The organism is Anaeromonas frigoriresistens (assembly GCF_016820655.1).
In the GTDB taxonomy this organism is placed as follows: Bacteria; Bacillota; Clostridia; order Tissierellales; family SIT17; genus Anaeromonas; species Anaeromonas frigoriresistens.
In genome coordinates this window covers 80,268-93,737 of record NZ_WSFT01000037.1, presented here as the reverse complement: position 1 = coordinate 93,737, position 13,470 = coordinate 80,268, and the positions used below count along the sequence as shown (strand labels likewise).

12 protein-coding genes are annotated in these 13,470 nt (G+C 28.8%); all 12 read left to right on the top strand.

The features are described 5' to 3' along the window. Positions 1–201: 201 nt before the first annotated feature. On the top strand, positions 202–675 hold the full coding sequence (locus tag GOQ27_RS10200) for a hypothetical protein (protein ID WP_203366754.1): 474 nt from the start codon (positions 202–204) through the stop codon (positions 673–675). Positions 676–687: 12 nt separating this feature from the next. After that, a complete protein-coding gene (locus GOQ27_RS17615; RefSeq protein ID WP_484477118.1) occupies positions 688–3,120 on the top strand; it encodes a nucleotide sugar dehydrogenase in 2,433 nt (810 codons plus the stop codon). 38 nt (positions 3,121–3,158) lie between these two features. Then, positions 3,159–4,256 (top strand): Gfo/Idh/MocA family protein, encoded by a 1,098-nt coding sequence (locus GOQ27_RS10185; protein ID WP_203366753.1) that lies wholly within the window; start codon positions 3,159–3,161, stop codon positions 4,254–4,256. After that, the gene (gene murJ, locus GOQ27_RS10180; protein WP_203366752.1) at positions 4,256–5,923 is read left to right on the top strand and encodes a murein biosynthesis integral membrane protein MurJ; all 1,668 of its coding nucleotides are present in this window, start codon (positions 4,256–4,258) and stop codon (positions 5,921–5,923) included. The genes GOQ27_RS10185 and murJ overlap by 1 nt, the downstream gene beginning before the upstream one ends. A 139-nt stretch (positions 5,924–6,062) precedes the next feature. Beyond that, complete coding sequence (locus GOQ27_RS10175) at positions 6,063–7,346, top strand: O-antigen ligase family protein (RefSeq protein ID WP_203366751.1); 1,284 nt, start codon at positions 6,063–6,065, stop codon at positions 7,344–7,346. Beyond that, a complete protein-coding gene (locus GOQ27_RS10170) occupies positions 7,315–8,463 on the top strand; it encodes a glycosyltransferase family 4 protein (RefSeq protein WP_203366750.1) in 1,149 nt (382 codons plus the stop codon). The genes GOQ27_RS10175 and GOQ27_RS10170 overlap by 32 nt, the downstream gene beginning before the upstream one ends. After that, positions 8,464–9,093, top strand: a complete 630-nt coding sequence (locus GOQ27_RS10165; RefSeq protein ID WP_203366749.1) for a PIG-L deacetylase family protein — start codon at positions 8,464–8,466, stop codon at positions 9,091–9,093. Positions 9,094–9,108: 15 nt separating this feature from the next. Then, positions 9,109–9,786, top strand: coding sequence for a WbqC family protein (locus GOQ27_RS10160; protein WP_203366748.1), 678 nt, complete (start codon positions 9,109–9,111; stop codon positions 9,784–9,786). A gap of 14 nt (positions 9,787–9,800) precedes the next feature. Continuing rightward, a complete protein-coding gene (locus GOQ27_RS10155) occupies positions 9,801–11,039 on the top strand; it encodes a glycosyltransferase family 4 protein (protein ID WP_203366747.1) in 1,239 nt (412 codons plus the stop codon). Further along, complete coding sequence (locus tag GOQ27_RS10150) at positions 11,036–11,779, top strand: acyltransferase (RefSeq protein ID WP_203366746.1); 744 nt, start codon at positions 11,036–11,038, stop codon at positions 11,777–11,779. Before GOQ27_RS10155 ends, GOQ27_RS10150 begins: the two co-directional genes overlap by 4 nt. A gap of 117 nt (positions 11,780–11,896) precedes the next feature. Further along, positions 11,897–12,484 carry a sugar transferase gene (locus GOQ27_RS10145; RefSeq protein ID WP_203366745.1) on the top strand — a complete coding sequence of 196 codons (588 nt, stop codon included), beginning with the start codon at positions 11,897–11,899 and terminating at the stop codon, positions 12,482–12,484. 6 nt (positions 12,485–12,490) lie between these two features. Beyond that, complete coding sequence (locus GOQ27_RS10140) at positions 12,491–13,441, top strand: 1-aminocyclopropane-1-carboxylate deaminase/D-cysteine desulfhydrase (RefSeq protein WP_203366744.1); 951 nt, start codon at positions 12,491–12,493, stop codon at positions 13,439–13,441. The last annotated feature ends 29 nt before the right edge of the window (positions 13,442–13,470 follow it).

The window sequence follows — 13,470 nt, the reverse complement described above, 5'->3', positions numbered from 1 at the left end:
AAGCATAAAAAGTACCCTTATATCACAAATGTGACATAAGAGTACTATCTAAGCTCTTTTTTTTAAATGTCCTTGACATGGGGTCCACTTTATAGTTTAGTCTTATGGTCCCTTTTTATTTCACATCTTTTTTTATTAGGAATATCATGGATATAGAAATATCTTTTTTAGCCTTAGTAACCTATGGGAAAGGATGGTTATATGATTAAGTTTGACCAGGTAAAATCAATAAATAATAATATAGATTTATCTAAAGCTACAAGTATGGAAGGTATAAAAATACAAATTAGTAAATCTAAAAGTAATATGAAATATAGCAAAATTAGTCCTAATTATAAGGAAGTACTTCCACACCAATCTAATAAAAATAATAAAAATAAAAAGAAAGATTATAATCAACCAATAGAAGAAGAAAAACATCCTGAAATTAAAATATCTATTGTTAATATATCTGGAAATAAAAATGAAATTGAAGTAAAATCGGATGAAAATTCACTTTCACAAGGGCAATTAAAAAGTATTAATAAAGAATGTATTGATAAGATAATTGATACTCTAGATAGCTTGTCAAAGGAGACATTAGATAAGCTGCCAGAAATCACTATCCCTATATATATATTTAATATGAATAATATACTCACATCAGGAAAGAAAAATGAAATAAATCCTAAGTAAGGAGAAAAGTATATGGATATAAAATTATTGGAGCTTAATAGACAATATAAAACTATAAAAGATGAAATTAATAAGGGAATAAAAGAGGTTCTTGATAGTTCTAGGTTTATACTAGGTCCTAAGGTAGATAATTTTGAAAAGGAGATATGTAACTTTATTGGAGTGAAACATGCCATAGGTGTGGCTAATGGAACAGATGCATTATTATTAGCCTTAAGAGCCTATGATATTGGAGTAGGAGATGAAGTAATAACTACTCCTTTTACTTTTATTGCTACAGCTGAAGCCATATCTCAAGTAGGAGCTAAACCTATATTTGTTGACATTGATTTAGATACTTATAATATAGACGAAAATAAAATAGAAGAGAAAATTACTGAGAGAACGAAGGCCATCATTCCAGTTCATATATTTGGAAATCCAGCAAATATGGATAAGATAATGGAAATTGCTAATAAGAACAATCTCATCGTGATAGAAGATGCTTGTCAGGCAATAGGATCTGAATATAATGGATCAAAGATAGGATCGATAGGTCATACTTCATGTTTTTCTTTTTTTCCTACTAAGAATTTAGGAGGATATGGAGATGGAGGTATGATATTAACCAATGATGATAATATCGCAGAGAAATTAAAAATGCTAAGATTTCATGGACAGAAAATAAAATATACTAATGAAATTTTAGGATATAACAGTAGGTTAGATGAAATACAAGCAGCTATTTTAAGAGTTAAATTAAAATACTTGGATGACTGGAATGGAAAAAGAAGGGAATTATCCCATAGATATAATGAATTCTTAAAAGACTTACCAATCAAATTACCAGTAGAAAAATCAGGAGTTAAACATGTCTATCATTTATATATTATTGAATTAGCTGAAAAAAAAGAGCTAAAAGAGTATCTTGAAAATAATGGAATAGACACAGCAGAATATTATCCTATCCCATTACATTTACAAAAAGCCTATAAAAATTTAAATTACAAAAATGGAGATTTTCCAAACTGTGAATATGTTTCTGAACGAACCCTTGCATTACCTTTATTTCCTGAATTAGAAGAAGAGGAACAAGACTATATAATTGAAAAAATTAAAGATTTTTATAAAATTAAAGTAAGAGAGAAAACCAAAGTTACTAATCTTTTAAAGAGAAAAATTACAGATAAAACTGCCATTTTATCTGTAATAGGATTAGGATATGTGGGGTTACCCTTAGTAGTAGAAAAGGCAAAGTCTGGCTATAAAGTTATAGGAATAGATATTCAGCAAAAAAGAGTAGATATGGTTAATGATGGGATCAATTATATCGGAGATATAGTTGATGATGATCTAAAAGAACTTGTAGATAAAAATATGATAGAAGCTAGTACTGATTATAGTGTTTTATCTAAGGCAGATTGTGTAATGATTTGTGTGCCAACACCCTTGGATAGACACCAGCAGCCAGACACCTCCTATATTGAACAGTCAACTAGAGATATTTCCAAGTATTTAAGAAGAGGGATGTTAATAGTTTTAGAAAGCACTACTTACCCTGGAACAACTGAGGAAGTGATAAAGCCAATTTTAGAAGCTACCGGCCTTAAATGTGGAGAAGATTTCTTTCTTGCATTTTCTCCTGAGAGGGTTGATCCAGGGAATAAACAATATAATATTAAAAATACTCCTAAAATAGTAGGAGGAGTAACTGAAAACTGTACTGAATTAGCAGCATTATTATACGAAAAATTTTTACAAGGATCTATTCATAAAGTAAGTAGTCCAGCGGTAGCAGAAATAGAGAAGATTTTGGAAAATACCTTTAGAAATATAAATATTTCAGTGATAAATGAAATGACAATATTATGTGAAAAGATGGGAATAGACATCTGGGAGGTTATAGAGGCAGCTAAGACAAAACCCTATGGATTTATGCCCTTTTATCCAGGACCGGGGATAGGGGGACATTGTATACCAATAGATCCTTATTATTTAACATGGAAGGCTAGAGAATATAATTATCATACAAAGCTAATAGAGGTGGCTGGAGAGATTAATAATTATATGCCTCAATATGTGGTTGAGAGAATTATGAAGATATTAAATAAATATAGCAAACCGATAAATGGATCTAAAGTATTATTGATTGGAGCTACCTATAAAAAAGATATTGATGATTTAAGAGAATCTCCATCATTAAAAATAATTGACTATCTAAGAAAAGAAAAAGCAGTAGTTGAATATAATGATCCTTATGTTTCTGAATTTACTCATAATGGGATTAAATATAAGTCAAAGGATCTTACGGAAGAGTTTCTTAAGTCTGTGGATATAACAGTAATTGTGACAGATCATTCCTGCTATGAATATCAATATATTGTAGAGAATTCTAAAATAGTATTTGATACAAGAAATGTAACTAAAGATATAAAAGTAAATCGAGAAAGGATTTATAAGTTGTAGTTATATTAGATTTTTATAGTTGAGAAGGGTGATTATGAATGGGTAAACTAAGGTTTGCTATATTAGGATGTGGACGAATATCTAAGAAGCATGCAGAAGCAATAGCAAATAATCATAGGGAAGTTGAGCTTATAGCTGTATGTGATCATAAGGATAAGAAAATGGAAGCTACAATAGATAAATATTATGAAATCCTATCCATTAATAAATCAAATATCAATAATAATATAAAGAAATATTTAGATTATAAAGAAATGTTAAAGGATGAAAGCATAGATGTTGTTGCTATCGCAACACAAAGCGGCTATCATGCTAAAATCACTATAGATTGTTTGAATAGGGGTAAGCATGTGATAGTTGAGAAGCCAATGGCATTATCCTTAGAAGATGCTGAAGAAATGATATCAACAAGTAGAAAGAAAAACTTGAAGCTAACTGTATGCTATCAAAATAGATTTAATCCACCTATACAAAAATTAAGAAAAGCAATTGAAGAAAAGAGATTTGGAAAAATAGTAAATGGTACAGCTAGGATATTATGGAATAGAGATGACAATTATTATAAGCAATCAGATTGGAGAGGTACTTGGGAGTTAGATGGTGGTGCCTTGATGAATCAGTGTATTCACAATATTGATCTTCTACAATGGATGTTAGGAGGTAAGGTAGATAGAGTTTATGCTAATACAGGAAATTTCCTAAGAAATATAGAGGCTGAAGACTTTGGTGTAATAATAATAAGGTTTCAAAATGAAGCTATAGGTATGGTAGAGGGAAGCGTTTGTGTATATCCAGAAAATTTAGAAGAGACCTTAAGTATATTTGGAGAAAAGGGTACAGCTGTGATAGGCGGTATAGCAGTTAATAAGATAGAAACATGGAATTTTGAAGATAAAGAGAATATAGAAAGTGATGTTGAAAATCAGGAAATCTATACTACTGGTGTATATGGAGATGGACACACTCCTTTATTTAAGGATACGATTGATGCAATAAAACAGGATAGAGAACCCTATATAACTGGAGAAGAAGGAAAAAAATCCTTAGAAATAGTTCTAGCAGCATATAAATCTCAATATTATAGCAAAAAAATATTATTCCCTGTAGGTAATGTATCTACTTTAGAGTTTAAATGATGAAAGCTATAAATGAAACAAGAAAAGTAGCTAAATCTGCTATATTAATAATGATGTTTTTATTAATTAGTAAATTTCTAGGATTCTTTAGAGATATTTTAATAGCATCAAAGTTTGGTTCCGGTATGGAAACTGATGCCTATTTTGTGGCAAGTACAGCTTGTGTTTTTTTTATAGGTATTATAGGTAACGGTTTATCTGTCACCTTGGTACCAATAATATCTGGCACAGAAGAAAGTTCTATTACTAAAAATTTTATATATAGATTTAAGAGTTTAGGCTTCATAACTATATCGGGAAAAGGAAATAAAATTAGATATAATTGTAAAACTGAATCAGGTTCTCTTAAAAATACAGATAATTATATAAGTAATCTCCTTAATATAATTATATTATTTGCTTTAGTAGTATCATTGATGACTTGGTTTGGTGCTCCTTTATTAGTAAAAGTATTTGCTAAAGGATTTAAAGGAAATCAGTTTATATTAGCAGTTGAATTAACAAAAATAGGGGTACCGATGGTTTTTTTTATAGCTTGTAGTAGTATTTTCTCTGGTCTTTTACAAGGGAAAGAAAAATTTAATACTACTGCTGCCATTGGAATACCATATAATATTGTTTTTATTATATTTCTCTTATTTTATTCAGAGAGGTTTGGTATACGAGGATTAATGATAGCTTCAGTCTTTGCAGTATCCTCTCAATTTTTATTACAGGCTTATTCCGTACATAAGCTTAATTACTCTTATAAACCAAAACTAAATTTCAAAGATAAAGATATTATAAATACCTTATATATTATTGCTCCTGTAGTTATAGGAACAATGGTAGATAAAATAAATAGTATCGTAGATAAAACATTAGCATCAGAATTAACAAAAGGAAGTATATCAGCTTTAAACTATTCCAATAGATTGAATTCATTAATTTTAAATGTTTTTGTTATAGGTATAACTACAGTTATATATCCTATGCTATCTAAAGAGTTTTCCAATAGGAATATAGACTCAGCTCAGTCAATATTAAAGAAGGGAATGAATATAATTTTATTAATTATTATCCCAACAACTGTTGGAATAATGATACTTTCTACACCTATAATAAAATTACTTTTAGAAAGAGGTGCATTTGATAGTAATGCTACCCGGATGACCTCTTTAGCCTTAGTATTTTACTCAATTGGATTAATAGGAATGAGCTTAAGGAATATATTTAATAAGACCTTCTATTCTTTTAAAGATACTAAAACTCCTATGAAAAATGGAGTCTTAACCGTAATTATCAATATTATTTTAAACCTAATTTTAGTCAAAACTATGGCTCATGTAGGTTTAGCTTTAGGAACTAGTATTGCTGAGATATCTGGTGCCTTATTATTGCTTTTTAACTTAAGAAGGAAAATTGGAGGTATAGGCCTAAAATACTATACTGTATACTTGGGGAAGTTAGGAATTTCAGCCGGAGTAATGGGTATATTTGTTTACTTTTTAAATACCTTCTTAAGTAATATAGGAAGTAGTAATATACTTAGTTTAATATTTTTGATATTAACAATCTTAAGTGGAGGTATTATTTACTTGGTATTATGTTATCTATTAAAAATTGAAGAAGTAAAATTACTTGTTAAATATATAAAAGAGTTTATTTTAAGAAAAAGATGCCTATAGGCATCTTTCTCTTTTTGATTAAAGCTTAGTAAAGTAACTAAATCGAATATAAGACATATATTAAAATATCAGAATAAATTTAATTTGAAAAGAGTCTATCTCTATATGTATATGACAAAAAAGCTATGGAGTGGGATAAGTGAGAAGAAGTTTTATTAATATTATAAATAAAATTAATAGTATTTTTAGAGGTGAAGTTATTTTTGCATTGTTTCTTCTAGCGGGAAATTTTAAATCCTCTTTAACTTTTTTACCGGATTATTTAGATGTGACCATACTTTTTTTTACTTTATCTATATTGATATCTGCTAAAAGATTGATTATTAAGCCTTCTTTATTAAAAGAGTATGTACATGACATAGCTATATATTTAACATTTATTGCAGTGCTCCTAGGCAGTTTATTTTATACTCCAAGTACTATTTATTCATTGGATAAAGTCTTAAGATTTCTAATAATAACTAGTTGGGCCTTTCTAGGAGTTTTTTTTCTAATCAAGAACGAAGATTCTTTAAAGCGATTTTTAAATACAATAATTTTTTTGGGATTGATAATGAGCGGAGTGGCTATATACCAATTTATATTTGTTCAAAAAGGGAATTGGAGTTTCATTTCTGTTCTTGGATCAAATTACTTGGCTTTAGGTAGAACAGTAGGGATAGGCATTATTATAGTATTTTTATATTTCATTAATGAAAATAAAAGATTTAAGTCTATATTATTTATTTTAGCAATTCTACAGATGTCCATAGCTCTCCTTATTTCAGGAGGTAAAATGCCAGTATTATCTATTGTAGTGGTATTATTTCTATACTTTATATTTTCATCTACGTCTAATCGAATCAGTATATATTTAAGAAATGGTATGAAAAAGGTGATAGTACTAACGATTATATTGGTCCCTATCATTATTGTATTAGGGAGACTAGGTATGTTTGATGTAGTAATAAGTAGGCTATCTGAATTAATTCTATCTATAGGTAAAGATACTTCAGCTTTAGGCAGGATTGATAGATATATAACTGCTCTAAAAATGTGGGGGGATAAACCTTTAATAGGTAATGGAGTAGGAAGCTTTCCTATATTTTATAGTGGATTTGATGTGAGAGACTATCCCCATAATATATTTTTAGAGATATTATGTGAGTTAGGTATATTAGGATTTGGAATTTTTACATGGTGGATTGGAACCTCTTTTTATAAAGGGTGGGTAATATTTAAAAATAAATTTAAAGGAATTGACCATTTGCAAATGGGGTTAATATTAGTATTTTTATATTTACTAATTAATGCAAATGTATCAGGCAGCTTAAATGATAATAGATTGATGTTTACTTTTATTGGTTTACTTTCTATATCCCCTTACTTAGGGAGAAAGGCAGGAGATAGTGATGAAAATATGTATATTGACCACAGGTCATGAACCTACAGATGGTCGTATATTTACTAAGGAAGTAAAGACTTTGTTAAATAACGGATTTAAAGATATTACAATTATTTGTCCATATCATAAAGAGCTTGATGAGATTGATGGAGTTAAAATAATTGGTTTTAAAAAGAGAAAGAGTAATTCCTTTAAAGATAGGTTCAAACCTGTAAAGGATTTATATAGAAAAGCTTTAAAGTGTAAAGCAGATATATATCATTGTCATGAACCAGATGCACTAGTTATAGGCTACTTGTTAAAAAGAAAATATGGCGCAAAACTTATTTATGATTCTCATGAGTACCATCCTGAACATTTTGCTGAAAGGTATAAAGGAGTAATTAGTAAAGTTTTATTTCATACCATATATAGGTTAGAAAAATATTTTGCCAGAAAGACTGATTATGTAATAACAGTTAATGAAGAATTAGTAGAAAAATTTAAATCCTGGGGATGTAAAACTGCACTTTTGCCTAATTATGCAGTTAACAATGAAGATATTATTCATAAAGAGGATAGCTATATAAGCGCCTTAAAGGATAAAGGATATATTGTAGGAATTTTTGCAGGAGGCATCTATAAAGAAAGAGGAATTATAGAACTAATTGAAGCAAATAGCATAGTAAAAAATAAAGGGTACAAAATAGCTATGATATTTATAGGCTGGTATAGTGATAGATTTGTAGACTATTGTAAAGATATCATAAGGAAAAAGGATTTATCAAAGGAAGTAGCATTTCTAGGGAAAAAAGAACATAGTGAAGTTATAAATATGATGATGCAGAGTGATTTTGGTATGGTAAATGATTACCTTGATAAAAGGAATTTACATTCTTGTGCTATTAAACTATTTGAATATATGCAATGTGGGATTCCTATATATTCAAGTAATAACCCAGCTCATAGAACTATACTGGAGTCTGAAAATTGTGGAGTATATGCTAACCCTATGAATCCTCAGGAGATAGGTGAGGTATTAATCAAGTTATGTAAAGATAGAGATTTAATGAAAGAAATGGGGAGTAATGGATTTGAAGCATTTAAAAAGAAATATAATTGGTCAGTAGTAGAAGGACGACTTTTACATGTGTATAGAGAGTTAGGTGATATATAAATGTATAATAAGGTTTTAATTTTATCCCCCCATACAGATGATGGAGAATTAGGATGTGGTGGTTTTATTACTAAACTAAAGGATATAGGAAGTGAAATTTATTATATAGCTTTTTCTTCAGCAGAAAAATCAGTTCCTAAAGAATATCCTAAAGATATTTTAAAAATGGAAGTAAAAAAAGCTACATCAATATTAGGTATCAAAGAGGAAAATCTTTTTATATTAAATTATGAAGTAAGGACTTTTCATGAAAAGCGACAAAATATATTAGAAGATTTAATTAAGTTCAAAAAAAATATTAAACCAGATTTAGTACTACTACCTTCCCTCCATGATATCCATCAGGATCATATAACTATTGCTAAAGAAGGATTAAGGGCATTTAAAAACACAACAATATTAGGCTATGAACTACCTTGGAATAATTTAACTATAGATACAACATGTTTTGTAAAACTACAAGAGTATAATATTAAGATGAAAGCAAAAGCTCTTAGAGCTTACGAATCTCAAAAAAATAGAGTTTATTTTACTGAGGGCTTTATATTTAACTTAGCCAGAACAAGGGGGGTGCAAATAGGATGTGATTATGCGGAAGTTTTTGAGGTTATAAGATTAGTTATTGATTAAAAAGGAAGGGATTTTATGATTGTTTCATTGCATCAACCTAATTATATACCTTGGTTAGGTTATTTTTATAAAATATATAAGAGCGATATCTTTATAATAGCTGACGATCTTCAGTATATAAAGAGAGGATATATTAATAGAAATCAAATAAAAACACCAGAAGGGCTACAGTGGTTAACTATACCCGTTGACTATAAATACAATTTAAAGTCTAACATCAACGAAGTTCACACAAAGGATGACTTAGGATGGAAGGAGAAACACTTAAGAATTATTGAACAATACTACAAAAGAAGTAAATATTTCGATGATTTTTTTTATCTCCTTAAAGAGAATGTAATGAAGGATTATGACACTATAAGTGATTTGAATATAAATATATTAAAAATGATTTGTGAAGTTTTAGATATAAAAACAGAAATGATATTACTATCAGATTTAGATATAGAAGGAGATAAAAGTGAAAGGATAGTTAATATTTGTAAATATCTAAATGCTGATACCTATTTATCCGGTCATGGAGCAAAAGCATATAATGACTTGGAATTATTTGATAAAAATAATATCAATTTAGTGTACTCAGATTTTCAAGTAAAAGAGTATAAACAACTATGGGGAGAATTTATAAAGAATATGTCTGTAATAGATTATATCTTTAATTGTGGATTTGATATTAAGAAATTATTTAACTAGTGGGGTGAAATAGGATGAATGTCCTTTATTTACATCAATATTTTACTACGCCAGAAATATCAGGAGGGACTAGAAGTTATACCTTCGCAAAGAAACTAATTGAAAAAGGTCATAAAGTTACTATGGTTACATCTTCACGAAGAATTGGGAAGAAATATTCCTTGGGAGATAAGAAGATAAACTTTATTAATATAGATGGTATAGATGTAGTAAGTATAAATGTAAGTTATTCTCAAAATATGAGTTATATAAAGAGGATAATTTCTTTTATTCTCTTTATGGTTTATTCATCTTTATATTTAATGAAGAAAAGAGATTATGATATTGTTTTTGCTACTTCTACTCCTTTATCTATTGCTATTCCGGCCTTAGTAGCAAAATTCAGAAATAAGATTCCTTTTGTATTTGAAGTTAGGGATTTATGGCCAGAATATATAGAAGATTTTGGAATAGTAAAAAATAGAGTAATAATAAAAATTTTAGAAAAATTTTGTAGTTTTGTGTACAAGAAAGCAGATCATATAGTTGCAATTTCAAACTCCATGGCTAATAGAGTAAAAATTAAATATAATATTAATTCTAATAAATTATCTGTATTACCTATAGGAAGCTGGAAGTACTTAAAAAATGGATTAGATGAAGATAAAATTAATATTTATATTGAAAAGTTTGATCTAAAGGATAAGTTTGTTATAGGATATGCAGGAACATTAGGATTTACAAATAATATAGATAGTATTATCAAAATGGCTAAAGTATTAAACAATTATGTAGATATAGTAATTCTTATAGCAGGAGATGGAAAAGAAAGAAATAGAATGGAAAAAGAAATTAAAGATAAACAATTAACAAATATAAAGCTAGTGGGAAAGTATAGCCAATTTGAAGTTGTAAATATAATAGAACTATTTGATATTGCATATCAATCAGAATTAGAATTCAACAAAGAAGGCAAAAAACTTATGAATGGTGAGGATGCTTTACCGAATAAATTCTTTGATTATATATTAATGGGAAAACCTATGTTAATAAACACTACAGGTGAGATTACTAGCCTTATGGAGGAATATAAATTTGGATTTTATATAAATGACAAAGATGAAGAAAAGATAAAGGAAACTATATTGAAGTTAAAAAATAATAAAGAGTTAAGAAAAACCATGAGTGAGAATTCGTTGAAATTATCAGAGAAATTTGATCGTGATCAAATTGCCAAAAAACTGATATATATATTAGAGGGGGAGATGAAATGAAAGTTACTTTCTCTAATAGAATAATTGGAAAGAATACAAGGTTAGGAAATAATCTAATAATAGAACAAGGAGTAGTAATCGGTGAAAATTGTAGGATTGGAAATAATGTAACTGTATATGAGGGAACAGAAATAGGAGATAATGTGAGGATAGATGATAATTCTGTAATAGGTAAACAGCCAATGAAGGCGATTACTAGTACGGTTACTGGTGACAATAAACAGCCCCCTTGTGTAATAGAAGATGGATGTATTATAGGAACAAATGTAATAATATATGCTGGATGCTATATTGAAAAAAACTGTTTACTGGCTGATTTATCTTCTATAAGAGAAAAGGTGAAAATTGGAGAAAAAACAATTATAGGGAGAGGCGTAGCAATTGAGAATTATTGTTACATAGGGAGCTATTGTAAACTAGAAACAAATTCCTATATAACTGCTTATTCTCTTCTAGAAGATTATGTCTTTATTGCACCAGGAGTAATAACATCCAATGATAATTTTGCCGGAAGATCAGAAGAGCGGTTTAAACAATTTAAAGGAGTTACAGTTAAAAGGGGTGGAAGGATAGGTGCTAATGCTACTATTCTCCCTGGGATAGTTATAGAAGAAGATGGTTTTGTGGGAGCAGGAAGTGTTGTCACCAAAAATATTCCTTCAGGGAAAATAGTCATAGGTAACCCAGCAAAAGTAGAAAAGAATGTCCCAGAAAGTCAATTGTTAAAAAATAATATATAAATAAAAAATGCAAACAGGTTTCTTGTTTGCATTTTTTATTGCTCAATATATTATTAGCAACTTAACCCTAAGAAGAATATAGTGTATTAAGGCTGTTGTTTTGAGAGGAGAGATAAGATGTATAGGATAAAAAGATTTTTAGACTTGGTATTTAGTGTAATATTAATGACTATATTATCTCCTTTGCTATTACTAATTTCAATTTTAGTTAAAACAACATCTAGAGGTCCTATACTCTTCAAACAAAAAAGGCTAGGAAAACATGGAAATCCTTTTGTTATCTATAAATTTAGAACAATGATAAAGAATGCTGAAAAAATAGGGGCAGGTATATTTATTAGTGATAATGATAAAAGAATTACAAAAATAGGCTACTTACTAAGAATCACAAGTCTTGATGAATTACCACAGTTGTTCAATATAATCAGAGGAGAAATGAGCTTTGTTGGTCCTAGACCCCCAGTTCCATATCATCCCTATAAATATGAAGATTATAATGATGAACAAAAAATAAGATTTTCGGTTTTACCAGGAATCACAGGCTATGCTCAAGTATTAGGAAGAAATAGCTTAAACTGGGATGAAAGAATAAAACTGGATGTTGAATATGTAAAAAATAGAAATATATTTTTAGATATAAAAATCATATATCTTACTTTTCTTTGTGTTTTAATGAAGGAGAATATATATAGTGGAAAGGATTGAGATTTGGTGAAGAAGGTTCAACTAGTTGTAGGTAAAACTCCCCTATATAAGCTAAATAGTAAATATAACAATGATATCTATATAAAAAGAGATGATATGACAGGCCTGGCCTTTGGTGGTAACAAAGCTAGAAAGCTAGAATTTTTTATGGGGCAAGTTTTGGAAAATTCTTATGACTATATAGTAACCTATGGTTCAATTCATTCTAATCATTGTATTATGACTGCAGCAGCAGCCTCGATATTAGATATACCTTGTTTGCTAATTTTAGCTCAATTAGATGATGCATCTCATAATCATAATAATTTTTTACATCATCTATTTAATGCAGAAGTAGCATGGACTAAAAAAGATCAAGTTAATAATACCATTGAATACCATATGAAAAGACTTAGGGATAAAGGAAAAAATCCATATTTTATTCCTGGAGGAGGACATGGTAATTGTGGAGTCCAGGGATATGTAGAGGCCTATAATGAAATTGAAGAACAAAAAAAAGAACTTAATATTTCTTTTGATTATATATTTCTAGCTTCTGGAACAGGAACTACTCAGGCAGGTTTAATTATTGGAAACCATTTCACTGGAAATGAAACAGAAAAGATTATAGGAATAAGTATTGCAAGAAATGAATTGAGAGGTAAAGAAGAGATATTCAAAAGCATAAAAGCATATAATGAAGAATTTGCTCTGACTAATTTTATAGATAAGAAAAAAATTAATTTTATTGATGACTATATTTGTGGCGGGTATGGAGATTTCAATGACGGGATACTTAAAGTCATAAAAGAAATTAGCATGAAAGATGGAATAATACTTGATCCGGTTTATACTGGTAAAGCATTTTGGGGAATGTTGAAGTACTTAGGGCAATATGACATTAAGAAAAAAAAGATATTGTTCATTCACACTGGTGGTATTCCCTTAGTATTTAGTCATAGTGATAGATTTAAATAAAAAGAAGTTAAAGTTCATGAGAATTGATA